This is a genomic window from Pseudomonas sp. SWI36 (assembly GCF_002948105.1).
Lineage (GTDB): Bacteria > Pseudomonadota > Gammaproteobacteria > Pseudomonadales > Pseudomonadaceae > Aquipseudomonas > Aquipseudomonas alloputida.
The window spans coordinates 5503912-5529076 of record NZ_CP026675.1 but is presented as its reverse complement, the minus strand read 5'-3'; the positions used below and the strand labels follow the sequence as shown (position 1 = coordinate 5529076).

The following is a 25165-nucleotide window of genomic DNA, read 5'->3' as shown; positions in this document are numbered from 1 at the left end:
CGCGGCCCATGGCTTTGTCCCTAATCGAAGATCGCTACCGCCCGGACGAAGCCGGCTGAGGCATGCCGGATCTTGTAAGGGAAGCAACTTATCAGAAACCCATCCGCCGGTAGCTGCTCCAGATTGGCCAGCTTCTCCATCTGCCCATAGCCGATATCACGCCCGGCCTTATGGCCCTCCCAAATGATCGAGGCGTCGCCCGTTTCACTGAAGCGTTCGCGGGTGAACTTGAATGGCGCATCCCAACTCCAGGCATCGGTACCGACCACCCTCACCCCGCGCTCCAGCAGGTACAACGTCGCCTCGCGGCCCATCCCCACTCCTGCTTCGAGATAGCCAGGCTGGCCGAACAAGCTGCCCGCGCGGGTGTTCACAAGCACGATGTCCAGCGGCTGCAGATCATGCCCAATACGCGCAAGCTCGGCCTCTACCTGGGCCGCAGTGACCACGTGGCCATCCGGCAAATGACGAAAATCCAGCTTCACCCCCGGCTGCAGGCACCACTCCAGCGGCAGTTCGTCGATGCCGAAGGCCGGCTTGCCACCGTCGGTGGTGGATGCGTAGTGCCAGGGCGCGTCCATGTGAGTACCGCTGTGAGTGGTGATCTGCAGGCGCTCTGCCGCCCAGGACTCGTCGCCCGGCAGGTCCTCCTTGCGCAGCCCGGGAAACATCGCGGCCATCTCCGGCCAACCCTGCTGATGATCCATATAATCGATCTTCGGCAGCAAAGGTGGCGGATCAGTGTAAGGGTTGTTGTCCAGGGTGACAGACAGGTCCAGCAAGCGACGTGTGTTCAAGCTCATACGAGGATTCCTTTGCGGATGGCCGCGCGACGGGTGTGGCGCGGCGGCAAGTCGAGGGCATTACGCAGCAGACCGGCCACTGAACCGTCGTGGCAGAAGCCCAGTTCGCGGGCGAACGAGGTACGCAACGGTGGGTAGCGGCCAAACAGGCTTTCGAGCTGGGGATCGGGGGCGAAGGCGATGCGCTCACGGTTGGCCTCGCCAACAACAGCCGCCAGCCCGGTCAGCACCTGGGCGATGGTCAAATGCAACACAGGCAGTTGCCAGACCCGCTGGCTGCCCGGCGCTTCCAGCTCGGCGGCGTGCAGCAGGTTGTCCACGCAACAACGGGCCGACATCCACCAGGCGCTCGCTTCGGGTGACACCGGGCAGGTGTAGGCCTCCCCGGCCACATAGGCGTGCAATAGGTCGCTCATGAACGCCGAGCGCAGACCATTCGGCTCGCGCGGGCGAGCAACGATACCGGGCAAACGCAAGGCGCGGCCGTCAACCTCGCCACGCCGGGCAAGGTCTTGCAACGCGATCTCCACCATGCGTTTGTGCGCCGCATAGGACAGTTGCGGCGACGCTGGCTGGCCTTCGTCCATGCGCGTCGGCAACTTGCCGCCGTACACCGCGACGCTGCTGGCGTACACCAGCACCGGTGGACAGAGGGGATTACGCAGTTGGTCGAGCAGCTCCAGGCTTGCTTGCAGGTTTACCTGGTAACCCCGTTCGTACTGCGCCTCGGCAGCGCCGCCAGGTACGCTGACGAGATGGAAGACTACATCGACACCGTCAGCCAGCACCCGACGCAGCAAGGCCGCGTCGGTGACGCTACCGTGATGACGACGCAGGCGCGCGTCTTCGGGCAGGCCATCCAGTGCCTGATCCAGCACCAGCAATGCCTCGATTCGCCGCCCGCGCAGCTCGCCCAGGTCCAGCAGGCGCTGCACCAACTGGCGCCCGACGAAGCCATTGGCGCCGGTGACCATCACTCGCATGGCCAGCCTCCCCGCACCACGCGCTGGTCAATGGCCCCGAACAGCACCTCGCCCTCGGGCCCGCGAGCCTCCATGCGCACCCGGTCGCCAAAGCGCATGAAGGCCGTGCGCGGCGCACCGCAGGCGATGGTTTCGATGGCGCGGCGCTCGGCGATGCACGCCGAGCCCACGCTGCGCTCGTCGTTGGACACGGTGCCGGAGCCCAGTAGCGTGCCCGCACTCAAGCGTCGCGTCAGCGCCGCATGGGCAATCAACTGGTGGAAACCGAAGTGCATGGCGCCGCCATGGGGATGGCCGAACCACTCGCCATTCCAGTGCACGTGCAGCGGCAAGTGCACCCGGCCGTCGCGCCAGGCCTCGCCGAGTTCGTCCGGGGTGACCGCGACGGGCGCGAAACTGCTGGCGGGCTTGGCCTGGAGAAAGCCGAAGCCGGTCTTCATTTCCCGCGGTGCCAAGGCCCGCAGGCTGACATCGTTGAGTTGCAGGATCAGGCGAACATGCTGCAAGGCCTGCTCCGCCGGGCATCCCATGGGTACGTCATCGAGCAACACCGCGAACTCGCCCTCGAAGTCGATGCCGTGGGCCTCGCTGGGCAAGGGTATGTCCGCGAGTGGCCCGAGAAAGTCATCGCTGGCACCCTGGTAAATCAGTGGGGTGTGCTCGACGCCTTCGATCGGGTCCAGGTTGAAGGCCTTCTGCATCAACGCGCCATGGCTGAGGAAGCACGAGCCATCCAGCCACTGGCTGGCACGCGGCAGGGGCGCAGCCAGTCGAGCGAGGTCGAGCGCGAAGGCACCCGCAACCGCATCGTCGTTGAGCTGCTGATACAGCGCCTGCAAGCGGGCTTCGACCTGGGGCCAGTTTTCCAGCGCGACCTGCAAGCTGGTGGCGATGTCGCTGGCATCGACCGCATGCCCGAGGTCACGGGCCACCACCAGCAGGCGACCATCGCGGCTGCCGTCGTCGAACGTGGCGAGCTTCATGGCAGCAGCTCCTTGAGCGTCTCGGCATAACGCCCATCGAGCAGGATGAAGACCATCCGGGCCATCTGTTCGCTGCGGTTGCTCCAGGCATGGTTGGTACCGCGCTGGACCACGATGTCGCCTCGTTTGAGGTGGACTTCGCCATCGTCCAGCACCAGCCAGACCTCGCCCTCGGTAACGATGCCGTAGTCCAGGGTTTCGGTGCGGTGCATCAGCTTGTGCTTCGAATCGGCTTTGCCCGTGCCGGCACTCGCCTCGCCGATCTCGGCGAAGGCAGCGGCTGCATCTTCGGCACTGACCTGGTTCTGCACGCTGTCGGGCGGTATGTCCACCACGCGAATCACGCTGCCCAGCGGGCCGGGGCTCAATTGCAGCGGCTGCGCTGTCGGATCATCGCCGTTGTCCAGTGTCGCCGGGCTGCCGACACTGTTCCAGACTTCGTAGAACAGGGTGCCAGGCACCGCCTTGAGTGGGAAGTTGTTCGGTGTCGGGCCGCAACTGGCGACGACCGCCTGGCCCTCGGCATCGTGGCCGGTGACTACACGTTTGAATGCAGGAAGCGATTGCATGCTGTCTCCTTTCAATTGCCGTCGCCGATGGTCGAGCCACCGTCGACAATAAGATTCTGTTCGCTGATGAACGCTGCGCCTTCAGCCATGGCCGGTAGGCGCGTGCTGGTCAGCCACATGGCGCTGCGCAGAGAGCGACTGGCACCGGCTCGCCCGCCAAGGAAAATTTCGTTCATCGTGCACCTGCCACCGTCACCGCACGCCGGTGGCGCATCAAGGACAGGCACACAGGCGCCAGCAGCAGTTGTCCGATGGCGACCAGCAGCAGTGCATGCGGCAGTTGCGTAGCCACACCAGCGGTCAATGCCAGGACGATCAATGGACTGACGAACTCACCCGCGAAAATCGCCGAAGTGAACCCACCCGTGGCACGGCCGCGCTGATCGAAGCCAACCTGCTGCATCACCAGGGTGATCAGCGTCGGCAGCAACAGCCCAACACCCAGGCCGTTGATCAGCACCGCCAGCACCACTGGCGCATGGCTGCTGGCCAGCGCCATCAGGCCGCCACCGAGCCCCGCCGTGGCAAAGCCCAAGGCCAGCAACCGCCCAGCCGGCAAGCGCGCCAGTAAGCGAAAAGCCAGTGCACCGGCCAACACGCCGAGCTGGTTGGCGCCCATGGCCAGGCCGACCTGACGGGGCGCATCTATGTGCAGTAACTGCAGCACGTAACCGGCCTGCACCGGGACGATGAACAGGCTGACGCCAGCCAGCACGGTGAGCAGGTATAACGGCGTCAGGGCCGCCCATGGAAAACGCGAATCGACGGTGGCTTCGCTGGCGGTCTGGCAGGCACGCGGCTCCCACAACAGCAGGGCCATCAAGGGCAGGCACAGCGCACCCACCGCATAGAGGGTGAACGGTGTCCGCCAGTCGCTTTCCCCCAGCGCACCGCCCAAGCCCATGAACAACGCCGCCGCCAATGAGGTGACCACCATCTGCAAAGCGAACAACCGCGCCCGGCGCTGGCCGTCGAAGTAGTCACCCATCAGCGTGGTGCAACAGGTCATGATGCCGGCTTCGGCCAAGCCGATGCCGGCGCGGCTGGCGACAATCAGCACCAGCGAGTCCAGCCACAACGGCAACAAACCGCACAGGCTGTAGAGCAACATGCTCGCCAGCAGCAGTGCTCGCCGCCCCACTCGGTCTGCCAACACCCCGGCCAGCGGCGCCAACAAGGCTATGACCAGTGCCGGCAACGTCAGGGCCACCGGCACCAGCACGGCCACGCCCGGCGTCTCGGCAAAATGCGCGTGCATGCGGGGTAGCACCGGTGCGATGAGCACCGCCCCCAGGACGGGCAGGCAACTGCCGAACAGCAACAAGGCAGCCTGGGCGCTTCCGGCGGTGCGTTCAGCGGCCATGGCTCACCTCCTCCAGCGGGCGAAAACTGGCGCCCTGCTCCAGCATCCCGCTACTGCGCTCGCGCCTTGTGTGCTCATGCGCCGGCAATGCCAGCTGCTCGGTACAGGCCTTGCGGTGCGGCAACAGGAAGTAGGCCAACGCCGGCAGCAGGATCAATGCACCGACCATGTTCCAGACGAACATGAATGCCAGCAGCACGCCCATGTCGGCCTGGAACTTGATCGGCGAGAAGATCCAGGTACCAACGCCGATGGCCAGGGTGATACCGGTGAGCATGACCACCTTGCCGGTGAACAGCAGCGCGCGGTAATACGCCTGGGACAGGCTCGCGCCTTGGCGCAGCTGGGCCAGCACTATGCTCATCACATACAGCGCGTAGTCCACGCCGATGCCGACCCCAAGGGCGATCACCGGCAGGGTCGCCACCTTCACGCCAATACCCAGCGCCACCATCAGCGCTTCGCAGAGGATCGAGGTGAGTACCAGCGGCAGCACCGCGCAGAGCACCGCGCGCCAGGAGCGGAAGGTCACCAGGCAGAGCACGATCACCGCGCCGTAGACCCACCAGAGCATGTCGCGGTTGGCCTGCTTGACCACCTGGTTGGTGGCAGCCTCGATGCCTGCACTGCCGGCAGCCATGAGGAAGCTGGCCTGCTCGCTGTCGTTGGCCTGGGCAAACGCCTGGACGCTGTCGACCACCCGCGCCAGGGTGTCGGCCTTGTGATCGGTCAGGTAGGCATAGAGCGTCAGCAGGCTGCAGTCGTCGTTGTACAGCCCGCGCGGGGCACCGGCGGTGACCATGTTCAGGGTCGCCTGGTTGTTGACCAGGTCATACCACTTCGGGCTGCCTTCGGAGAGGCCGACCAGCACCCGGCGGTTGAGCAGCGCCAACGAGTTTGTCGAGTCCACGCCCTGCAGGCCACGCAGTTGCCAGTCCAGGTCATCCACGTGTTTCAAGGTGCCGTAGGCCGAACAGCCACCGGGGGCGGTGCGCACCATCACCGCGAACACATCGCTGCTGGCGCCGTAGTGCCGGGTGACGAAGGCATTGTCGCGGTTGTAGCGCGAATCGGCGCGCAGCTCGGGAGCGCCGGCGTCGAGGTCGCCTACCTTCAGGTGCAGGCTCACGGCGTAGCCCCCGGCAGCCATCAGCGCAGCGACGGCGATGCACGCCGCCGCCCAGCGTCGGCGGGTGAACAGATCGAGGAAGCGCCACACCGCATGCTTGCCCGCCCCGCTGGCCTCGGCCTCTTCGGCGCGCAGGCTGCGCCGTGCCGCACGGGCACTGACGCCCACGTAGGAGAGCAGCACCGGCAGCAGAATCAGGTTGGTGAAGATCAGCACCGCCACGCCCAGGCTGGCGATGACGGCCAGGTCCTGGATCACCTGTATCTGAATGATCATGAGCACGGCAAAACCGACCGCATCGCAGAGCAGCGCGGTGAGCCCGGCCAGAAATAACCGGCGGAAGGTGAACCGCGCTGCCACAAGGCGATGCATACCGCGGCCGATGTCCTGCATGATGCCGTTCATTTTCTGGGCGCCATGGCTCATGCCAATGGCGAACACCAGGAACGGTACCAGCACCGAATACGGGTCGAGCTCGTAACCCATCAGCGGCAGCAGGCCGAGCTGCCAGATCACTGCCACCAGCGAACACACCACCACCAGCGCGGTGCTGCGCACACAGCGGGTGTACCAGTACAGCACGGCGGCGGTGATGGCAATGGCGGCGGCAAAGAACAGCAGGATCTGCCGCAGGCCGTCCATGAGGTCGCCGACGACCTTGGCGAAACCGGTGATGTGGATCTCCACCCCCTGCGCCTGGAAGCGCTCGCGCAGGGTTTCCAGCTCATGGGCGAAGGCCGTGTAGTCGAGGGCCTGGCCGTCCGGGGTCTTCTCCAGCAGCGGCACGTAGACAATGCTCGAACGCTGGTCGAAGGCCACAAGTTGACCAATCTCGTTGGAGCGTTCCACGTTGCGCTTGAGCGCTTCCAGGCTAGCGGCAGCGCCATCGTAGCCGTCGGGCACCACCGGGCCACCTTCCAGGCCCTCCTCGGTGACTCCGGTCCAGCGGGTGGACGGCGTCCACAGCGACTTCATCGCCGCACGGTCGACGCCAGGCAGCAGGTATACCGCATCGTTGAGCTGCTGCAGGCTGTGCAGGTAGTCCTTGTCGTAGATGCTACCGCGCGGATTGGCCACGGCGATGCGCACCGCGTTGCCCAGGCCGGCGAGTTCCTGACGGTGCTCCAGGTAGTTGTGGATGAACGGATGATCGCGCGGGATCATCTTCTCGAAGCTGGCATTGAGGGTCAGGCGCGAGGCCTGCCAGCCGAGCAGCAAGGTCGCCGCCAGGCACAGCAGCAACACCAGCACACGGTGGTTGAAGAGCGCACGTTCCAGCAGCGAGCCGGACGCGCTGTCGAAGTCGTCGAGATGGCCGCTGGAAGGCGCAGATGAATTCATGACGTGCATGGTTCAGTCCGTCGTGGTGGAAAGAGAGGAAGGTTCCAGGCGGCGCGCACCGGCCATGCCGACGGCGACGATGGAGCCATCGGCGGCGGCAGTAGCGGCGGTCAGTGGCAGGCCATCGGAGACCGCCACGGGCTGGGCGGCAAAGGCGCCGAGGCCGCTGCGCAGGAGCATCCCTGCCTGGTTGGCGAGCAACAACTGGCCATCGGCGACACGCAGGCCGTTGATCGATGCCGGAATCGGGTTGGCTAGCGCCTGGAAACTGTCGCCACCGTCGTCAGAGGCGAACAGCGAACCGCGCAGGCCGCCGAGCAGCAGACGGCCATCGGGCAACACGGTGGCGGCGAAGTAGCTGCCATCGTAGGGCCCGTGCAGCGCCTCGTAATGCTCACCGCCATCACGCGAGCGAAGCAGCAGGCCCTGCTCGCCGGCGACATACACCTGGTTGCCTTGGCGCGCCAGGGCATACAGGTGCAGTCCACGCCCGTTCGGCAGTCGGCCGATCTCCGACTGCCAGCTGCGCCCGCCGTCGGCGGTGCGCATGGCCACCCCGTAGGCACCCACGACCAGGCCGTTGCGGGCATCGGTGAAATTCAGGGCCAACAACGGCTTGTCCGCGCCGTCAGCCAGCAGCCGTTGCGCCGCCGCCAAGCGACGCTCGTCTGCGGCCGCCTCGGCTGCCTGCACCTCCAGGGCGGCGGCGCGCTTGCCGTCGAGCTGCACGCTCCAGTGCTCACCACCGTCCTGGCTGTGCAAGACCACGCCGGCATGGCCGACCGCCCAGCCGTTGCGGGCGTCGATGAACTGCACGGCGGTCAGGCTGACACTCACCGGCACGGCAGTGGCCTGGCGCCAGGTGGCACCATTGTCATCGGACAGCAGTACCACGCCACGTTCACCCACCGCGACCAGGCGTGCATCGGCCCGGGCCACATCCTGCAATACCGCACGCAGGGCCTGGGGGCCGTGCAGCGCGGGCTGCGCGAGCACATCCACGCTGTCACCGGCGAACGCCGGCGGCAGCCCGCAACAGGCTGCCAGCAGCCAGCCGTAGAGCATCTTGTTCATCGCACGCAACCTTTTGTTCTTAGAGTCGGTACAGCACCTGCGCAGCGCGCCTGCTCAGCGCACGCCCTCGCCGGCCATGGCGTCGGCGGTGAACACCGAGTCCTTGTAGGGCGGCACGATGCGGTACTGTTCGTTCTTGCCTGCGAACAGGTCACCGGCGAACCAGGCACCGGAGAGCAGGTCGTAGAAGCCGTTGGTCAAGGTCACCACGCCCGGCAGGTCAGGCAGCACCACCGGCGAGGTCCAGACCACCTTGGCCAACTGGTTGCGGGCGTCATAGCGCTCGCCCAGCACGGCAGCCCAGGTGTCTTCGTCGAGGTAGTAGGTGCTACGCGGCATCACATGGCGCTGGCCATTCTTCAGCGTCGCCTCCACCACCCACACACGGTGCAGCTCCCAGCGGATGGAGTCGGGGTTCAGGTGATGGGGGGCCAGCAGCGCCTCGGCGTTGCTGGCGGTGAACACCTTGTTGGCGTTGTAGGGGATGTACATCTCCTTCTTGCCCACCAGCTTCCAGTCGAAGCGGTCGAGACGACCGTTGAACACGTACAGCTCATCGAAGCTCATGACGCCGGCGGTGGCCGGGGTCGGCGTGTCGCAGCAGGCGTTGGGCAGGCGACGCACACGGCGCTGACCAGGCAGGTAGGTCCAGACCGCAGCTTTGTCGGCGTTGAGGTTCTCCAGGCCGGTAATGGCCTCCCCGGCACGCAGGGGCGGGCCGTCGTTGGTCATGCGGATGGACCAGAACACACCCTTGTCGCCACTACCACCGGGCAGGTACCAGGGCATCTGCAAATCGGCCCGCGAGTCATTGGTGAGCACGTGCTTGCCGTCGGCGGTGGTCAGGTACTGATTGAAGCTGGCGTGCCAGGACGCACCCCGCCAACGCAGCAGGTGGTTCCACATGGCTTCCACGCCATTGGCCGGGATCGGGAACGGGATGCCGCCGGATGCGCCTTCGGGCATGGGGCCGGCGGGGCCGTCCACCAGCTTGCCGCTGGTGGCGTTGGCGAGGGTAGCGTCGTACACCGACTGCGGAGCGGCAGCGCTGCGGCGCGTCGGGTAGACGTCGAGACGATAGCTGTCCGGGTACTTCTTCAGCATCGCCTGGATGCCCGGCGTCAGCTTGTCGGCATACTGCGCCATGTTCTGCGCGGTGATGCTCAACAGCCGCTTGTCGCTGGCGAACGGATCGCCACGCTTGCCGCCTTCCTTGTAGGCCGGGTCGGCCTGGATGTAGCCACCGGTCCAGGCAGGAATGCTGCCATCCGCGTTGCCGGCCCGCTCGCCACCGAGCGGGGTCAGGCTGGTCTTGAGCATGGCCGCCTGCTCGGCGGGCACTGCGGCAACGGCGCCGTGGGCCAATAGCAGCGAGGCACTCAGGGCAGTGAGCAGGGAAACGACTTTATTATTGTGTTTCATCGGGTGGTCCTCGGTCAGAAGGTGCGGCTGACAGTGAAGGCGATGAAGTCGCGGTCTTTGAGCGACTGTTCGAAGGTGTAGTGGTTATCGGCGTCGAGGAAGGTGTTCTCCGGGCCGTAGTAGTGCGTGTAGGTCAGGCCCAAACTCCAGGTGTTGAGGTAGTTGCCTTTCAGGCCGATGTTCAGGTCACCGCCATGATCGGTGCCAAAACCGGTGCCCAGCGCCATCGACGCGCCGTTGGTGTAGCTCGCGCCGATCGGCACCGACAGGTCGAGCCCCGGTAAGATCTGCCGGTACATCGGTTCGAACACCAGGCGCAGGCTGGTGGCGTCACGGTCGGCGTTAGGGTCAACGGCATCGGCGTTCTTGCTCACGCTCATCACCCGGTTCCAGGCGATTTCGCCGAGGAAGCTCGACTCGGCAGCGATGAAGTTCGGCTCCAGGCTGGCAAGCCAGGAGACGTTGGCGTGCAGCGTGCGGCCGGTGGCGTAAACCGGGTTATCGTCATTGTCGATCGCCTCGCCCACGGCCAACGCATGCTGGTTGGTCGAGGCCAACGGCTGGTTCCAGCGGGTTGACAACTCACCGGCGAGGTTGAAGTTGCCAACGGTGGTGGAGAAGCTCGCACCGAACGCCTCGATACCCTCGGGATACACCCAGTAGAACTCGCCGGCCTTGCCGCTGACCGGGTCGAGGTTGGCGAAGTTCGGGCGTACGTTGAGTTGCGGCGACTTGTCGTGGAAGCGGATGGCGTACAGGCCCCAGTCGACCGTCTCGGTGCGCCAGCGCACCTGCATGCCGCCCTGCCCTGAGTCCTTGGCTTGCTTGTCGTTGCCGTGGAAGAACGCCAGAGGTTGGCCACCGGGGAACACCGGCGCGCCGACGAACATGCGCTCGGCGCCATCGCCGAAGAAGTCGTCTGTGGAGAAATAGCTACCCGCTGCCGGCAGGCGGTTGGCCTCCCACTCGAACTGGTAGTAGGCCCCCACCGACACATCCGGCGTCAGTTGGAGTTGTCCGGAAATCTGCTGTACCGGACGGATCAGTTCCTTGAACTGCGTGTTGGGTACCGACAGCCCCTTGACCACGTCCACCGGAGCCATGCCACCAGCAATGCCGTTCATGCCAAAGAACAGGCTCTCGCCCCACTGCATGGCGTATTGACCCAAACGGCCGGACAGCGGCATGTCGCCGATCTCGGTCTTGCCGAAGATAAAGGCGTCGAGCAGCTCGCCCTTGCGTCCATGCAGCTTGCGCGTGTCGTCGGTGAACGCGTCGTAGTCGACCGAATAACTGTTGGCACGGCCAGGGTCGTTGTTGTCAGTCCCTTGGTTGTAGACATCGTCGTACCAGGCCGCGCCGCTGACCCGTGCGCCGACGTTGTTGTAAGTAATGTCCAGTTCCGACAGCAGGTCGAGGCGGTTGGAGATCAGGCCTTTGTCGAAGTTGCGGTCACCATCGTCCAGGTTCAGCGCGGTCTGCCCTTCGGTGAGCTTGCTGCTCGCGTCCTGTGTACGCCAGGCGGCGCTGTATTTCAGCGTATTGTCCCAGCGCACCCGCAGGTCGGGGTTGCCGGTATCGAATTCGAAGGCCTGCGCCTGGCTTGCGGCCAGCGCGACAAGCGCCAGGCTGAGGGGCTTGAGCGCCGGTAACGGCCGTGTGAATGCACCTTTGCGAGTCAACATCGGGGTTTCCTCTTTCTTTTTATTGTGCGTCGGTGTTGGCATAGGGCCGGCGCGCCGACAAGGCAGGGCGTACCGGGTACGGGGAGTCAGATCGGCTGCGCGGTGACCTCCAGCATGCGCTTGACCAGGCCGATGCGGTCGAAGGAGGGATCGCGCTGGATCTCCTTCACACCTGCCAGCAGGGACATTTCGCTGATGAACTTGCAGCGCTCGAAACGTCGGCCCATGAACCGCTGCAATTGCGCGTCGAGGCTGCCACCCGCGGTGAGCTCCTCGGCGAGCACCACGGCGTCCTCAATGGCCATGCCTGCCCCCTGCCCCAGGTGTGGCGTGGTGGCATGGGCGGCATCGCCGATCAGCAGCACTCGACCGCAGTACCAGGGTTCGTCGACAAACACCGCTTCAAGCGGCTTGTAAACGACCCCGGCGTTGTCGACGATCTGCTCGCGCAATTCGCCGATCAGCCCGCCGAAACCGGCCAGGCGCTGGCGAAGGCCATCAGCCAAAGCAGCCGGTTCCATCCAGGGGTTACCCGGCTCGTGGGAGGTGGTGAAGAGGTACATCAGGTCATCGGCCAGCGGAACCAGCCCCGCGTTGCCAGAGGGCCCTTGGTAGTTGGCAAGGTGGTCGATACCTGCCGCACGCGGGAAGTTGTAGCGCCACACCGACTGCCCGGTGAAACGCGGCTGATAACGATCACCGAACAGCACGCTGCGGACTTTCGAGAACAACCCGTCGGCGCCGACCATGAGACCGTAGCGCCCCTGGCTGCCATCGGTGAACAACACGTCCACTGCGCTGTCGTCTTGCTCGAAGCTTTCCACCGAGGTGCCCAGGCGCACCTGGGTGCCCAGTTCGATGGCAGTTTCGCTCAACACCTTGTGCAGGGCGCGGCGCGAGATACCCACATTGGCCGGATACTGCGGACCGGCCAGGCGCTGGCCAGGGATGCGCGCCAGTTGCTGCCCTTCGGTGGTATAGATGGCCACGTCCTCGAAGGCGTAGGCCGCATCAAGGTAGGCTTCGAGCAGGCCCAGCCGGTGCATCTCGCGCACCACATTGCTCTGTTGAATGATGCCGACGCCGTAGACGGTCCACTCGGTTTTCAGCTCGACCAGATCGACGGCGATGCCCTTGCGGCGCAAGGCGATGGCGGCACACAGCCCGCCAATTCCGCCGCCCACGATCAACACGTTGTTCACAGTATTCATGGCATGTCTCACGTTTTGTTCTTGTTGTGCGCCCCGTCATGCGGGGCGGCCGTTTCCTGTGCCTATGCACAGCTTCCCGCCTGCGCCGGTCCATGACCAATCGCGTCGCGGGATGCGACCTATCGCGCGGCGCGATAGGTCAGCGATCGAGCTGCTCCAGCGGCAATAGCAGCCAGCCGTCCGCTTCCTTGTGATCGAGTGCCTCCAAGGCTTCGCCTCGGCAGGGGCCGTGAACGCAAGTACCGTCTTCGGGCGTGAAGCGCGCGCCGTGGGCGTAGCAGACGATCCAATGGCCATCGGCGCTCAAAAAGCGGTTCTTGCGGTACTCCAGGGGCACCATCAAATGCGGGCACAGGTTGCGGTAGACGCGTACCTGGCCCAGGTACCGCAGGGCGAACAGGCTGTCCGCGCCCCTGCCCTGTGGGTCGAAACCGCGCGCGTGACCCTCGCCCAGCTCATCGAGCCGGCACAGCTCCACCCACGCCATGTTTCAACCCTGCTTCGCAGGCGGGCCGCTGGGTGCCCATTTCTCCCGCGAGGCGAACAGGAACAGCTGCGAGTTGTCGGCCGACATCGGCGCCTGACGCGCCGCCCATGCGTCATCGTGCTTGTCCATGTCGGCGTCGTACTCGATGTGGCAGCCCAGCGGGCTGTTGAAGTACCAGAACCAGTTGGAACCCAGCAGGTGTCGGCCCGGGCCCCAGAAGCTGGTCCAGCCTTGCTGCTGGAAACGCGTACCGGCCAGCAGGACCTCGGTGCCGCTGCCCATATGGAAGGTGAAGTGCTCGCAACCCTGCATGTGGGGTGGGGTCTGGATCATGAACAGGCAGTGGTGATCATCCATGGCGGCGGTGCGCATGAACGGGCCGACGCCGATGAAGCTGTCGGTGGTGACGAAGCCCAGGCGATCGCGGTAGAACGCTTCGCCCTTGGCCGCATCGGGTACGAAGTACACCACGTGGGACAAGGTGCGCGGCAACGCCGACATGTCCGGGGCAATGCCGAGCTGGTTGATCGGGCGCTGCGGTGCGCTACCGGGGGCGTTGGTAAGGTCGGCCGGCGCGTCGAAGGGGCGACGGCAGGTCACCTGGAAGGCAATGGCAAAGCCCAGGTCGTCGAAGGTGTGCAACGCGCCGCTGGCGTCGCGCCGCACTTCGCGATCACGGCCCAGCTCGTCGGCGATGGCCGCCAGATCGGTGCTCGACGCGACGCCGTAAACGGTCTCGCGCAGCGATGGAGCCGGCCCCAGCGCTGGCGGCAGGCCAGGGTCGTCGCCGCGGCGGATAATGATCGAGGTGCCGTCCAGCGCCTCGAAACGGCCGCCGTCGCCGTCCAGCTGAACGGCATCGAGGCCATAGTCACGCAGGCAATCGGCACAGGCCTGGATATCGTCGACGCCAAACACCAGCGCGTCGAGACCAAGAATATTCATGGCTACCACTCCATTGAAATTGTTATTCGGCGAGGCAGGTCACCGGTAGTGGGTCGCGGCGGCACATCGGCCGTACGACTGGCGTGCAGGTTGCTCGGTGGCGGGGTGGCGTGACCAATCGCGAGTCAGAATGCGAGGCATCGACAATCGCGATACCTGGGCCAAAGCCCATGTGCTGTGGCGTTGGCTCGGTATCGTGGCTTGAAGGTCTTGACGTATCGGCAATGCAGCGGGAAGGTATCGCGAAAATAACTACAAGAACCGAGAGCTATCACCATGCGCTTTCACCACCTGGACTTGAACCTGCTGGTTGCCCTGGACATCCTGCTCGAGGAGCAAAACATCACACGCGCTGCCGAGCGCCTGCACATGACTCAATCGGCCACCAGTGGGGTGCTGGGGCGTTTGCGAACGTTTTTCGAGGATGAGTTGCTGGTGCAGGTCGGCCGCAAGATGCAGCCCACCCCCTATGCTCTGGAACTGGCCAAACCGGTACGCGAGGTGCTACTGACCATTCGCGCCTCGATAACGGCCAAGCCGGTGTTCGATCCGGCCGCCAGCAAGCGACACTTCCGCCTGGTGACCTCGGACTACCTGATCAGTGTGGTATTCGCTCAGGTCATCCAGAAAATCCATCAGGAGGCGCCGCACATTACCTTCGAGATGATCGGCCCAGGCGACAGTAGCGCCGAATTGCTGATGCGAGGCGAGGTCGACATGATGATCGTGCCCGAGCGCTACCTCATCGAAGGCCATCCGGCGCAGCTGCTGTTCGAGGAAGATCATGTCTGCGTGGTGTGGCGCGACAACCCCGAGGTGGGCGAGCATCTGACACTTGAGCAGTACATGCAGATGGGCCACATTTCGGTGGGCTTTGGCCGCAACCGCCACTTGAGCATCGAGGACTGGTTCATGAACCAGTACGGCTTCAATCGGCGGCTGGAAGTCATCACCAACGACTTCAACACCCTGCCCCAGTTGTTGGTGGGCACCGTGCGGATCGCTACCATGCACCGCCGACTGGCCGAACTCTATGCCGGCTACCTGCCGCTGCGCCTGTTGCCACCGCCAGTGAAGATCCCGGTTATGCGCGAATTCATGCTGTGGCACCGCAGCATGGACGGCGACCCCATGCACAGATGGCTGCGCGAGCGCATCAGCGATGTCATTCAGTGCGCCAGCACGCAGCCAGATGCTCTGCGCGCCACCGCCTGAGCGGCGGCCATCGCCCCAGACACCGCAACGGTGCTGGGGCATCGCGTTTCGCGATACCTCGCATCCCTGATCACGATTGGCCCCACCCTGCCCTGCCTGCGTACCTTGCCTTCAAACCGCGCCCTGCCTGCCTGTCGCTCAAGTGGGCGCCGGACTCCACGACCGCAGAAGGACAACAAGAATGTTCCGTTACTTCCCCACCAATTACGTCTGGAACCTCTCGGTGGACCTGGCCATCGAAATGGGTGCCCGCATGGGTGAAATCGAGGAAATGTGCGCACCGCTGCAGGAAGCCGCCAAACAGCCCGACGCCGCCGGCACCCAGGCCTTCCGGGAAATATGGTCGACCATGGCCGACAAGCTGTGCGGCTTGGCCGAAGAAGACGAAACCGCCGGCCGACGCTTGTCCGCCGGCGAAAAATACAACCGCGCGGCCACCTACTACCTCACCTGCGAACGCTTGCAGGCCCACGGCGCGCCGGGTCGTGCAGCCTTGTATCAGCGCTTCCTCGAAACCTTCGCCCGCGGCATCGATTTGGCCAAGGAGAACTGTGAGCGCGTAGAGATCCCGTATGAAGGCAAGCACCTCTCGGGACTGCTGGTGCGCGCAGAAGGCGTGAGTGGCCCGGCACCGCTGCTGGTGCAAGTCAACGGGCTGGATTCGACCAAGGAAATGAAATACCGCGTCGGCCTGCCTGCCTGGCTGGCCAGGCGAGGCGTGTCGTCGCTGATTGTCGACCAGCCTGGCACCGGCGAAGCGCTTCGCCTCCACGGCATGACGGCACGCCATGACAGCGAACACTGGGCCAGCCGCATAGTGGACTGGCTGGAAACCCGCCCTGATGTCGATGCCAGGCGCATCGGCCTGGAAGGCGTTTCCCTGGGCGGCTACTACTGTCCGCGCGCAGTGGCGTTCGAACCGCGCTTTGCTTGCGGCGTGGTGTGGGGCGCCAACCACGACTGGCGCGACGTGCAGAAGCGTCGCCTGGAGAAGGAAGGCAACTTCCCGGTGCCGCACTACTGGGCGCACGTGCAATGGGTCTGGGGGGCGAAGGACCTGGACGACTTCATGCGCATCGCCGAAAACGTACACCTCGACGGTGTCCTCGACCGTATCCGCGTACCGTTCCTGGTCACCCACGGCGAGAAAGACTCGCAGATCCCGCTCAAATGGGCACACCGCACCTACGAACAACTGGTCAACAGCCCGAAACGCGAACTGAAGATTTTCACTGACCGTGAAGGTGGCGTGCAGCATTCGAGCTTCGACAACAGCATCAATGCCGGGCACTACATCGCCGACTGGATCGCCGAAACCCTTGGCGGCCACACGGCCTGATCGGCGCTGCCGGCCCTGGCTCCGACGGCGCCGATTGGCGCCGTTCTCGTTTCTGCGCCAGAGAGCGCCAGGTATCGATGCCATCGATACCTGGCCATCAATAGCATCTGTTGGTGCTGGGCAGTCACCACGGCCTAGCCTTGCACCACCCTCACGATGAGAGAGCTCACCAATGAGTGCCCTGCACCTGCACTGCTCTACCCTGTTCGACGGTACTGGCCTGCACACCCGCCAACGACAGACATTGATCATCGAAGGCGGCGTGATCCGCCATGTCGGGCCATCCGCCGAGGCACCCCGTCCGCAACCCGGCGACCGTGAAGCCCACGGCCAGTTCGTCATGCCCGGGCTGGTGGACGTGCACACCCACCTGGCGTTTGGCAATGCCCAGAGCGAGGAAGACATCGACATCTGGACCAGCGACGAGTTTCGCGCCCTGCGGGGGCTGTTCTTCGCTCAGCACGTTCTGGCTGCCGGCGTGACGTCCATGGTCTGCCCTGGCGACAGTGGCCAACTCAGCATTGCCGTGCGCAATACGGTCAACGCCGGACTGTTCGAAGGCCCCCGTATCGCTGCAAGCAGTCGAGTGATCACCAATCGACAGAGCCTGAACGACTGGTTCCCCAGCCGCGTCGGCGCCCCTGAGTACTTCACCGCCGCGCTGGTCACCAGCCGTGACGATGCCATTGCCCAGATCCGCAAGCAGGCCAAGGACGGCGTGGACCTGATCAAGATTGCCATGGACGGCACCCACCGTCGCCCCAACGGCGAAATCATCGCCGCTTTCACCGCCGACGAGACCCGTGAGATGGTCTACGAAGCTCATCGCCTCGGCTGCCGTGTGGCTACCCACGCCTATGGCCGAGAAGCGGTGATGTACGCGGCCAAGGCTGGCGTCGACCTGGTGTTCCACGCCTTCTACATGGATGACGCCTGCATCGAAGCGCTGCTTGAGGCTGGCAGCGTGCTCGCTCCGACCATGACCTTCCCGCAAAACACCGTGGACTTCTGCCAGCCCCATGACCCCGCGAACAGCACCGGCTACGCCGCCTACTGCGCCCGGACCCTCGAGCTCGGCGCGCCGGTACTCAAGCGCGCCAAGGCCGCCGGCGTACCCTTCGCCTGCGGCAGCGACAGCGGCTTTGCTGTGACACCCTATGGCGAATGGCACGCTCGTGAACTGGAGCTGCTGGTACGGCACCTGGACTTCACCCCGGCCGAAGCATTATTCGCCGCAACCCATGTCGGCGCACGCTTGATGCCGCGCGGCGAGACGCTCGGCACCCTGGAACCGGGCAAACAGGCCGACCTGCTGGTGCTCGACGGTTCGCCCCTGGACGACATCCGCATCCTTCAAGACCGCGCTCGGCTGCAGGCGGTGTACAAGGCCGGCGAGCCGGTACGGCTGCAACGCACCGCCTACAACCCCAAGCAGGTGTCGGACTTCAATTCGCTGAAATGGACCGACCTCTACACCCGCGACCGCGTGTCCGAACTCGGCAAATGGAGCCTGTGAACATGACAACGCTCAACTTCGAACTGGCAGTGCAACTGGCCGTCGCGACCCTGCACCAGGCACGCGCTTTGAACCTCAAGCCTATGGCCGCAGCGGTGCTCGACAACGCCGGCCACCCGTTGGCGGTGCTGCGCGATGAGCAGGCCAGCTTCCTGCGCCCGCAGATCGCCACCGGCAAGGCCCGCGGCTGCCTGGGCCTGGGCTTCGGCGGCCGCGAACTGGCGCGCCGCGCCCAGACCATGCCGGGCTTCTTCGATGCCATCAACAGCCTCACCGGTGGCGAGGTGATTCCGGTCGCCGGCGGCGTTCTTCTGCGCGATGCAGAAGGCCGCCTGCTGGGCGCCATCGGCGTCAGTGGCGATACCTCGGACAACGATGAGCGGTGCGCGCTGCTGGCTATCGAAGCGCTAGGGCTGATCGGCGACAGCGGCGATCTTCAGCCCTGAGCCAACGCCTTGGCCTGCTCCACCAGCAATTGGCGGAGCCAGGCCAAGGCGAGGTCGCTCCCCTGCTGCGGATGCCACTGGAGGACCTGGGATGCTGCTGACGCAGTAATGGCCGAGGCGAGCGGCTCGCAGCCAGGACTTGATCCCGACCCGGTAAAGATCCGTCTTGTGCCCAGTATTCTCCAGGGCCACCATAGGCATTCTTCAACAGATCATTGGCTAATGCATGACACTGGAAAATTACCAGGCAATCGCTGAAAGCATTGCCCTGCTGCTGTACCCCCACGCGGAAGTCGTCATTCATGAGATACGCGGCCAGACAATCGTTCATATCGCCAATAATTTCTCACATCGCAAGCTCGGCGATGATTCAGCACTCGGTTCAGAACTGGGTGACCTTTTGAAGGGTACCAACCTTGGTCCCTACGAGAAGCTCAACTGGAACGGTCAGAAGGTCCGCTCGATCAGCACTGTGCTGCATAATCCGCAAGGCGAAGCCGAGTATCTGATGTGCATCAATCTGAACGTGTCGGTGCTGGAACAGGCGCGTGTGGCATTGGATGCGTTCTTCCAGATGAGTCGGCTGGAGCCGCAACCGGATGCGTTGTTCCGCAACGATTGGCAGGAGCGCATCAACACCTTCCTGCAAGCGTGGCTGCAAGCGCATAACCTGTCGCTGCAGACCTTGAAGATGAAAGACAAGCGCAACCTCGTACTGGCCTTACACGCCGAGGGTGCATTCGAGGGGCGCAGCGGCGCCGATTACGTTGCCAACGTCCTCAGCATGGGGCGGGCCACCGTGTACAAATACCTGAAGGAAGTCAGGGCCTAGGCGGTATTGCCTGGCTGTAGGCACACGCTCTTGCTGTTGGTGGAATATTATTCTATGGTGGACAAATTATCCATACGCCTGCAAGGACCCGTCATGCCAGCCACCCCGTCCGTTGATGCCCAGTTCCTTGATACATTGCACCAAAACATTCAGGACGCCCATGCGGCGCTCCGCCCGGCCGTCAGCATTACCCCGCTCTTGCACAGCGCTCGTTTGTCGGCACTGACCGGCTGTGAAGTGCTGCTCAAGTGCGAACACCTGCAGCACACCGGTTCATTCAAGTTTCGCGGTGCCAGCAACAAGATGCGCCTGCTGCCGGCCGAGGCGCGCAAGCAGGGGGTGATAGCTGCCTCTTCCGGTAACCATGGGCAGGCACTAGCCTTGGCCGGCAAGATGGCTGGCGTGCCAGTGAAGGTCTACACCACCACGGGCGCATCGGCATACAAAACAGAGGCAATGCGCGCGCTGGGCGCCGAAGTGGTCTGCCTGCCCACCGACCCGCTGAGTGCAGAGCTGGAAGCAGCCAGGCAAGCCAAGGCCCAGGGCGTACCTTTCGTGTCACCTTACAACGACCTGCAAGTCATTGCCGGCCAGGGCACCATAGGCATGGAGTTGTTCGAGCAGGCGCCAGACCTGGACGCGGTGTTCGTCGCCGTGGGCGGTGGCGGGATGATTTCCGGTATCGGCGCCGCCCTGCGCGTACTCAAGCCGGGCACTGAGATCATCGGCTGCTGGCCGGCAAATGACCCAACCCTGCAACAATCACTCAAGGCCGGTGAAATCATCGAATTGGATGCCTGCGAAACGCTGTCGGATGGCACGGCTGGCGGCGTCGAGCCAGGCTCCATCACCTTCCCGCTTTGCCAGGCGCTGCTCACCGATACCGTGCTGGTCAGCGAGGACGAAATCCGCTGCGCCATGCGCGACATCGCCAGCAGTGAGCGCTGGATCATCGAAGGCGCTGCAGCGGTTGCGGTCGCCGGCATGCAGAAGCTCGCCGAACGCTATCAGGGCAAGCGTGTCGCGGTGATCCTGTGTGGCCGTAACATCCTGCTGGAAAAGTTCCTCGAGGCCGTTCAATGAGGGTCTTCAGCAAGGCGCAGATCATTGCTCGCTTCAACCCCGAGCTCGCGGTCAGCCAACTGGAGGAAGGCTTCATCGCCTACTCCGAAGGCAAGGTGCAGGTGCCGCCCGTGCAGGGCTTCGCATTCAAGGGCGCGAACGGTGACTGTTGCGTGAAGTCGGCCTACATCGAAGGCAGCCCGACCTTCACCGTCAAGCTTTCGACAGGCTTCTACGACAACCCGTCCAAGGGCCTGCCGAGCAATGATGGCTTGATGCTTGTGTTGTCTGCACACACCGGTCAGCCGCTGGCACTGCTGCAGGACCAAGGCTGGCTGACTGCCATGCGCACCGCATTGGCCGGGCGTATCGCCGCCCGGCTGCTGGCGCCGGCCCAGGTCAAGGCCATTGGCATCCTCGGCACCGGCATGCAGGCGCAGATGCAGCTTGAGCAGCTTCGCGCTGTTACCGATTGTCGCCAGGTGATTGTCTGGGGTCGGCATGAACGCGGGCTTGCGGCCTATACGGCATTTGCCCGCGAGCTGGGCTTCGCAGTGCACAGCACGCAGGATGCTGCCGAGGTTGCGGGCGCGGCAAACCTGATCGTCTGCACCACGCCTTCTCGCCAGGCGCTGTTGCACAGCGATTGGGTCCAGCCGGGCACGCATATCACCGCCGTCGGTGCCGATGCGCCCGGCAAGCAGGAACTGGACCCGGCACTGGTGGCAAGGGCGGACCGCATCATCGTCGACGCCATCGCGCAGTGCAGCCAGTACGGCGAAGTGGCCCATGCCCTCGGCAGTGGCCAGATCGACGCTCACCAGCTGATCGAGCTGGGTACGCTGCTGGCTGGCCGTGCCAAGGGGCGTGAGCACGACAGCCAGATTACCTTGGCGGACCTGACCGGTGTGGCAGTGCAGGATGCACAAGTCGCAAGCTACGCCCTGGCAGCCCTGTGCGCCTGAGGCGACAACAGCGTCAGCGCAAACGTTGCACCTGCGCTGGCGTGCGCTGCATCAGCACCTTGCCATTGCGTACCGATACCAACGCGTGCCCCTGGCTGCGCACCATCTCGTAATCATCTGGCGCCGACAGCAGCAACAGGTTCGCCGGCCGACCCACCTCGATGCCATAGCGCTCGCCCAGGTTCAGGGTGCGGGCGCTGTTGTCGGTAATCAGGTCCAGGCAGCGCTGCAGGTCTTCATAGCCGAGCATGTGACAGATGTGCAGGCCGGCTTCGAGAATGCGCAGGATATTGCCATTGCCCAGTGGGTACCACGGGTCGACGATGGAGTCCTGGCCGAAGCACACGTTCATGCCGGCGCGGTCGATCTCGGCCACGCGGGTCACGCCACGACGCTTCGGGTAGTTGTCGAAGCGCCCTTGCAGGTGAATGCTCTCGGTCGGGCACGACACGAAGTTGATGCCCGACAGCTTGAGCAGGCGGAACAGCTTGTAGCAATACGCATTGTCATACGAGCCCATGGCCACGGTGTGGCTGGCCGTGACCCGGGCCCCCATGCCGCGTACCCGCGCTTCTTCGGCCAACACTTCGAGGAAGCGTGATTGCGGGTCGTCGGTCTCGTCGCAGTGCACGTCCACCAGGCAGCCGGTACGCTCGGCCAGGTCCATCAGGAACTTCACCGACGATACCCCCTGGTCGCGGGTATTTTCGAAATGCGGAATGCCGCCGACGACGTCGGCGCCAATCGCCACGGCTTCAGTCATCAGCGCCCGGCCGTTGGCGTACGACTCGATGCCCTCCTGCGGGAAGGCGACAATCTGCAGGTCGATCAGCTCACGCACTTCGTCACGTACCTCGACCATGGCCTTGAGCGCGGTGAGTTTCGGGTCGGTCACATCGACATGGGTGCGCACATGCTGGATACCGTGGTCCACCAGCATGCCGATGGTTTTTTTCGCACGGGTCTTGATGTCGTCGTGGGTGGTGATTTCCTTGCGCTCCGACCACCGCTCAATGCCTTCGAACAACGTGCCGCTCATGTTCCACTTCGGCTCACCTGCGGTCAGCGTGGCATCTAGGTGAATGTGCGGCTCGACAAAGGGCGCGACCACCAGGTTTTGCCCGGCGTCCAGGTCATTGGCCGTAGCGGGCGCCACGACGTCGGTCTGGGGCACGATGGCGGCAATGCGCTCGCCGTTCAGTTCGACGCGGAACAGGCCAGGCTTGCCGCGCAGGCGTGCGTTGATGATGTTCATGCTGTTACTCCTTGCCGTGGGCTTCGCTCATGCGCCATACCAGCATGGCGACCGAAGCATTCATGCGAAAAAGCGGGTCGTCGAGCGACTGCCCGCTCAGTTGTTCGATGCGCTGGATGCGCTGATTGATCGTGTTGCGGTGCAGCCCCAGACGCTGTGCGGCCTTGAGCCCGTTGCCATTTTCCATGAGCAAGGCGTCGAGGGTATGCACCAAAGCATGGACGTGTTTGCCCCCAGGGGCGATCAGCGGGCCGAGGGTGCGGCTGACGAAATCGTCGACCAGCGAGCGGTCGACAATACCTTGCAGCAGGCGCAATACGCCGAGCTCGCTGAAGTTGCAATAGCCGTTGGCCGGGCGCAGATGCTGCGCCACATCCAGCGCCTGGCGTGCCTCGTTGAGGGCCTGGCGATAGTGCGCGCAATCGTCAGCGAGGCTCGACAGGCCCATGTAGAGGCCCAGTTCACCTGTCGCGGCTTGCAGCTGCCGGTACAGCGCGCCCAAGGTCTCGGGTAAGTCGTGTGTATCGGCCAGCAGCACCACGAACAGGTCGCCCGGCAACTGCGCCGTCACACTGCCTGGCTGCTGGCGGCACCAGGCTTCGAGCTGGTCTTCCAGGGCCTGGCGGGTGCCTTGCCAGGTACGCTCGCCGTGCGCCAGGCCGTGGCGCTCGAACAAGGCGTCCACGCCCGTCAGGCGCAAAGCCAGCAGGCGCCGCGGTTTATCCAGGGCCAGTTGCAGGTGTGCTGCCCGCTGCCGGGCAATCGCCAGGCTCGGGTAGTCGCCTGTGAGCAGTTGGCCAAGGATGTCGTTGCGCGAGCGGCGTACCTGGCTCATCTGCACCAGTGCAGTGCCGATCAGGTGGGTGACCACCACCATCTTCAGCGCGTAGGGCTGTTCGATCAATGGCAAGCCCAGTTGCTCGGCGCGCGCGACAACGGGCGCCGGGATGCTCTGGATGAAACTGCCGCCGGTGAGAATCACCATGCCGGCAATGCCCACGGCGTCGCCATCCTCCACCAGGCTCAGCAGGTTGGCTTCGCCGCGCGGGTGGTTGATGCCGGTGACGAATACCAGTTCACCGCCCATCACCCATTCGGCGATACCCTCGTTCTCCGCCACGTAAGGCCAGCGTACCCGCCGCTGCAGGTTGCGCGCTCCGGCCCGCACCTGCATTTCGTGCAGACCGGGCAAATGCAGGAGCTCTTCCAGCGCCAGGCTCACGGTTCGACGCCCGCCTGGCCGGGCGCGCGGCGGCGTGCGCCCAGCTCTAGAATGACGATGTAGCACACTGCCGAGGCGGCGATGCCCACCAGCGGCGCGACCCACGGTGAGGCATAGGCCAGTACAGCGCCCACGGCATAGGCAAACAGCCCGGTGAGGTTGTAGCGTGGCAGGTTTGCCGTACCCAGTGCCGGGTATTTGCCGCGGTGGCGGTACCAGAAGTCAGCCATGATCACCCCACCCACCGGCGGAATGATCGACCCCAGCAGCACCAGGAACGGGATCAGCATTTCGTACATGCCACCCATCGCCAGCACAATGCCAACCCCGGCCGCCACCAGCGTTGCCGTGCGCCGGCGCTCGCTGCGCAACAAGTGGCAGGCGGCGGCCGACACGTTGTAGATGGTCGGACCCTGAATGGTCCACAGGTTCAGGCACAGCATCACCACGGCCGCGAACGACAGGCCCTGCAGCATCATCACGTCGACGATATCGGCCTGCTGATAAACCATCGCGCACCACGCCCCGGCCACCACCATCAGACCGTTGCCAAGGAGGAATGCCACCACGCTGGCGATCACCGCTACCCGGCCACTGCGTGCCAGCCGTGTCCAGTTGGTGGCTTGGGTGGCGCCACTGGCGAAGGTGCCGAAGACCATGGTCACTGCCGCCGAAAAGGTCATGGTTTCATGCGGGACGACTGCAGCCAGGCCGGCAAAGCCACCGGCATCGCGGGTGGCGATGTACATGGACACCAACAGCAGCACGAACATCAATGGCACCGACACCCGCGACAACAGGTCCAGCCCCTTGAACCCGATGATGGCCGTAATGCTGAAACCCAGCCCGAACAGCACCATCAACGGCATGCCGAAGCCATCCGCCAGCCCCAGCAGCTTGACCAGCACGATGGCCACCGTGGCCGTACCCCAGGCATACCAGCCCAGTTCGGCAAAACCCAGCAGAAAGTCCGAGAGCCGGCTCCCCGCTTCACCGAAACAGAAGCGTCCCATCAACACGGTATTCAGCCCGCTGCGCGAGGCAATGAAGGCCAACACTGCGGCATACAAGGCAAGCAAACTGTTGCCGAGGGTAGCCACCCACAGCATGTCGACAAAACTGAATGCCATGCCCAGCTTGCCGCCGGCGAACATCGTGCCGGTAAAGAAGGTGAAGCTGAACAAGACCATCGCGATCGGCAGCAGGCCCTTGCGGGCGGACTGGGGGGCTGCGCTGAGGGGAAATTCGCTGGGTGAGCTCATTGCACGGGGGCTCCGGGTGTGTAGTTGGGAGCAGAAAGAGCAATATGCGGGCCGCT

Annotated in this window: 23 protein-coding genes; 7 read left to right on the top strand and 16 right to left on the bottom strand. The window is 64.4% G+C overall.

Annotated elements, in window-relative coordinates; genetic code table 11:
• Nucleotides 1-20: 20 nt before the first annotated feature.
• The 13 genes from C4Q27_RS26340 to C4Q27_RS26285 all read right to left on the bottom strand — a co-directional run bounded on the left by C4Q27_RS26340 (nt 21) and on the right by C4Q27_RS26285 (nt 13995).
• Nucleotides 21-803 carry a cyclase family protein gene (locus C4Q27_RS26340; RefSeq protein ID WP_104887627.1) on the bottom strand — a complete coding sequence of 261 codons (783 nt, stop codon included), beginning with the start codon at nt 801-803 and terminating at the stop codon, nt 21-23.
• Nucleotides 800-1786, bottom strand: a complete 987-nt coding sequence (locus C4Q27_RS26335; RefSeq protein ID WP_064492001.1) for an NAD-dependent epimerase/dehydratase family protein — start codon at nt 1784-1786, stop codon at nt 800-802. The genes C4Q27_RS26340 and C4Q27_RS26335 overlap by 4 nt, the downstream gene beginning before the upstream one ends.
• Nucleotides 1777-2769 (bottom strand): fumarylacetoacetate hydrolase family protein, encoded by a 993-nt coding sequence (locus C4Q27_RS26330; protein ID WP_104887626.1) that lies wholly within the window; start codon nt 2767-2769, stop codon nt 1777-1779. Before C4Q27_RS26330 ends, C4Q27_RS26335 begins: the two co-directional genes overlap by 10 nt.
• Nucleotides 2766-3338, bottom strand: coding sequence for a cupin domain-containing protein (locus tag C4Q27_RS26325; protein WP_104887625.1), 573 nt, complete (start codon nt 3336-3338; stop codon nt 2766-2768). Before C4Q27_RS26325 ends, C4Q27_RS26330 begins: the two co-directional genes overlap by 4 nt.
• Nucleotides 3339-3349: 11 nt before the next feature.
• A complete protein-coding gene (locus C4Q27_RS29490; RefSeq protein WP_019438618.1) occupies nt 3350-3514 on the bottom strand; it encodes a hypothetical protein in 165 nt (54 codons plus the stop codon).
• Nucleotides 3511-4701, bottom strand: a complete 1191-nt coding sequence (locus C4Q27_RS26320; protein WP_064491998.1) for an MFS transporter — start codon at nt 4699-4701, stop codon at nt 3511-3513. The genes C4Q27_RS29490 and C4Q27_RS26320 overlap by 4 nt, the downstream gene beginning before the upstream one ends.
• Nucleotides 4691-7180 (bottom strand): RND family transporter, encoded by a 2490-nt coding sequence (locus C4Q27_RS26315; protein WP_064491997.1) that lies wholly within the window; start codon nt 7178-7180, stop codon nt 4691-4693. Before C4Q27_RS26315 ends, C4Q27_RS26320 begins: the two co-directional genes overlap by 11 nt.
• A gap of 3 nt (nt 7181-7183) precedes the next feature.
• Nucleotides 7184-8245: a YCF48-related protein gene (locus C4Q27_RS26310; RefSeq protein WP_064491996.1), complete on the bottom strand. Its 1062-nt coding sequence runs from the start codon at nt 8243-8245 to the stop codon at nt 7184-7186.
• 54 nt (nt 8246-8299) lie between these two features.
• Complete coding sequence (locus C4Q27_RS26305) at nt 8300-9667, bottom strand: DUF1329 domain-containing protein (RefSeq protein ID WP_020191682.1); 1368 nt, start codon at nt 9665-9667, stop codon at nt 8300-8302.
• A gap of 14 nt (nt 9668-9681) precedes the next feature.
• Complete coding sequence (locus tag C4Q27_RS26300; RefSeq protein WP_064491994.1) at nt 9682-11352, bottom strand: DUF1302 domain-containing protein; 1671 nt, start codon at nt 11350-11352, stop codon at nt 9682-9684.
• Between the two features lie 86 nt (nt 11353-11438).
• Nucleotides 11439-12563 carry an FAD-dependent oxidoreductase gene (locus tag C4Q27_RS26295; RefSeq protein WP_010954084.1) on the bottom strand — a complete coding sequence of 375 codons (1125 nt, stop codon included), beginning with the start codon at nt 12561-12563 and terminating at the stop codon, nt 11439-11441.
• Nucleotides 12564-12702: 139 nt separating this feature from the next.
• On the bottom strand, nt 12703-13050 hold the full coding sequence (locus C4Q27_RS26290; RefSeq protein ID WP_104887624.1) for a Rieske 2Fe-2S domain-containing protein: 348 nt from the start codon (nt 13048-13050) through the stop codon (nt 12703-12705).
• 3 nt (nt 13051-13053) lie between these two features.
• Nucleotides 13054-13995 (bottom strand): VOC family protein, encoded by a 942-nt coding sequence (locus tag C4Q27_RS26285; protein ID WP_104887623.1) that lies wholly within the window; start codon nt 13993-13995, stop codon nt 13054-13056.
• Between the two features lie 276 nt (nt 13996-14271).
• Between C4Q27_RS26285 and C4Q27_RS26280 the strand changes: the two genes are divergently transcribed.
• From C4Q27_RS26280 to C4Q27_RS26245, 7 genes are all read left to right on the top strand, one after another.
• Nucleotides 14272-15210 carry a LysR family transcriptional regulator gene (locus tag C4Q27_RS26280; RefSeq protein ID WP_104887622.1) on the top strand — a complete coding sequence of 313 codons (939 nt, stop codon included), beginning with the start codon at nt 14272-14274 and terminating at the stop codon, nt 15208-15210.
• A gap of 181 nt (nt 15211-15391) precedes the next feature.
• Nucleotides 15392-16549, top strand: coding sequence for a S9 family peptidase (locus C4Q27_RS26275; protein ID WP_104887621.1), 1158 nt, complete (start codon nt 15392-15394; stop codon nt 16547-16549).
• Nucleotides 16550-16721: 172 nt separating this feature from the next.
• Nucleotides 16722-18065 carry an amidohydrolase family protein gene (locus C4Q27_RS26270; RefSeq protein WP_104887620.1) on the top strand — a complete coding sequence of 448 codons (1344 nt, stop codon included), beginning with the start codon at nt 16722-16724 and terminating at the stop codon, nt 18063-18065.
• 2 nt (nt 18066-18067) lie between these two features.
• Complete coding sequence (locus C4Q27_RS26265) at nt 18068-18511, top strand: heme-binding protein (RefSeq protein WP_104887619.1); 444 nt, start codon at nt 18068-18070, stop codon at nt 18509-18511.
• Between the two features lie 226 nt (nt 18512-18737).
• On the top strand, nt 18738-19343 hold the full coding sequence (locus tag C4Q27_RS26255) for a transcriptional regulator (protein WP_104887618.1): 606 nt from the start codon (nt 18738-18740) through the stop codon (nt 19341-19343).
• Nucleotides 19344-19436: 93 nt separating this feature from the next.
• Nucleotides 19437-20426 carry a threonine/serine dehydratase gene (locus C4Q27_RS26250; RefSeq protein WP_104887617.1) on the top strand — a complete coding sequence of 330 codons (990 nt, stop codon included), beginning with the start codon at nt 19437-19439 and terminating at the stop codon, nt 20424-20426.
• Nucleotides 20423-21370, top strand: coding sequence for an ornithine cyclodeaminase family protein (locus C4Q27_RS26245; protein ID WP_014859560.1), 948 nt, complete (start codon nt 20423-20425; stop codon nt 21368-21370). The genes C4Q27_RS26250 and C4Q27_RS26245 overlap by 4 nt, the downstream gene beginning before the upstream one ends.
• Before the next feature lie 13 nt (nt 21371-21383).
• Here C4Q27_RS26245 and codA read toward each other — a convergent pair whose 3' ends face one another.
• From codA to codB, 3 genes are read right to left on the bottom strand one after another with little or no spacing between them, the layout of a single operon-like run.
• Nucleotides 21384-22625, bottom strand: coding sequence for a cytosine deaminase (codA, locus tag C4Q27_RS26240; RefSeq protein WP_047602846.1), 1242 nt, complete (start codon nt 22623-22625; stop codon nt 21384-21386).
• 4 nt (nt 22626-22629) lie between these two features.
• Entirely contained in the window at nt 22630-23847 is a 1218-nt protein-coding gene (locus tag C4Q27_RS26235; protein ID WP_104887616.1) for a PucR family transcriptional regulator, read from the bottom strand.
• Entirely contained in the window at nt 23844-25109 is a 1266-nt protein-coding gene (gene codB, locus C4Q27_RS26230; RefSeq protein ID WP_104887615.1) for a cytosine permease, read from the bottom strand. Before codB ends, C4Q27_RS26235 begins: the two co-directional genes overlap by 4 nt.
• Nucleotides 25110-25165 lie beyond the last annotated feature (56 nt).

Excerpts from the sequence above, each read along its gene's own strand:
- C4Q27_RS26340 (WP_104887627.1), bottom strand. The coding sequence starts at position 803 with ATGAGCTTGAACACACGTCGCTTGCTGGACCTGTCTGTCACCCTGGAC.
- C4Q27_RS26335 (WP_064492001.1), bottom strand. The coding sequence starts at position 1,786 with ATGCGAGTGATGGTCACCGGCGCCAATGGCTTCGTCGGGCGCCAGTTG.
- C4Q27_RS26330 (WP_104887626.1), bottom strand. The coding sequence starts at position 2,769 with ATGAAGCTCGCCACGTTCGACGACGGCAGCCGCGATGGTCGCCTGCTG.
- C4Q27_RS26325 (WP_104887625.1), bottom strand. The coding sequence starts at position 3,338 with ATGCAATCGCTTCCTGCATTCAAACGTGTAGTCACCGGCCACGATGCC.
- C4Q27_RS29490 (WP_019438618.1), bottom strand. The coding sequence starts at position 3,514 with ATGAACGAAATTTTCCTTGGCGGGCGAGCCGGTGCCAGTCGCTCTCTG.
- C4Q27_RS26320 (WP_064491998.1), bottom strand. The coding sequence starts at position 4,701 with ATGGCCGCTGAACGCACCGCCGGAAGCGCCCAGGCTGCCTTGTTGCTG.
- C4Q27_RS26315 (WP_064491997.1), bottom strand. The coding sequence starts at position 7,180 with ATGCACGTCATGAATTCATCTGCGCCTTCCAGCGGCCATCTCGACGAC.
- C4Q27_RS26310 (WP_064491996.1), bottom strand. The coding sequence starts at position 8,245 with ATGAACAAGATGCTCTACGGCTGGCTGCTGGCAGCCTGTTGCGGGCTG.
- C4Q27_RS26305 (WP_020191682.1), bottom strand. The coding sequence starts at position 9,667 with ATGAAACACAATAATAAAGTCGTTTCCCTGCTCACTGCCCTGAGTGCC.
- C4Q27_RS26300 (WP_064491994.1), bottom strand. The coding sequence starts at position 11,352 with ATGTTGACTCGCAAAGGTGCATTCACACGGCCGTTACCGGCGCTCAAG.
- C4Q27_RS26295 (WP_010954084.1), bottom strand. The coding sequence starts at position 12,563 with ATGAATACTGTGAACAACGTGTTGATCGTGGGCGGCGGAATTGGCGGG.
- C4Q27_RS26290 (WP_104887624.1), bottom strand. The coding sequence starts at position 13,050 with ATGGCGTGGGTGGAGCTGTGCCGGCTCGATGAGCTGGGCGAGGGTCAC.
- C4Q27_RS26285 (WP_104887623.1), bottom strand. The coding sequence starts at position 13,995 with ATGAATATTCTTGGTCTCGACGCGCTGGTGTTTGGCGTCGACGATATC.
- C4Q27_RS26280 (WP_104887622.1), top strand. The coding sequence starts at position 14,272 with ATGCGCTTTCACCACCTGGACTTGAACCTGCTGGTTGCCCTGGACATC.
- C4Q27_RS26275 (WP_104887621.1), top strand. The coding sequence starts at position 15,392 with ATGTTCCGTTACTTCCCCACCAATTACGTCTGGAACCTCTCGGTGGAC.
- C4Q27_RS26270 (WP_104887620.1), top strand. The coding sequence starts at position 16,722 with ATGAGTGCCCTGCACCTGCACTGCTCTACCCTGTTCGACGGTACTGGC.
- C4Q27_RS26265 (WP_104887619.1), top strand. The coding sequence starts at position 18,068 with ATGACAACGCTCAACTTCGAACTGGCAGTGCAACTGGCCGTCGCGACC.
- C4Q27_RS26255 (WP_104887618.1), top strand. The coding sequence starts at position 18,738 with ATGACACTGGAAAATTACCAGGCAATCGCTGAAAGCATTGCCCTGCTG.
- C4Q27_RS26250 (WP_104887617.1), top strand. The coding sequence starts at position 19,437 with ATGCCAGCCACCCCGTCCGTTGATGCCCAGTTCCTTGATACATTGCAC.
- C4Q27_RS26245 (WP_014859560.1), top strand. The coding sequence starts at position 20,423 with ATGAGGGTCTTCAGCAAGGCGCAGATCATTGCTCGCTTCAACCCCGAG.
- codA (WP_047602846.1), bottom strand. The coding sequence starts at position 22,625 with ATGAACATCATCAACGCACGCCTGCGCGGCAAGCCTGGCCTGTTCCGC.
- codB (WP_104887615.1), bottom strand. The coding sequence starts at position 25,109 with ATGAGCTCACCCAGCGAATTTCCCCTCAGCGCAGCCCCCCAGTCCGCC.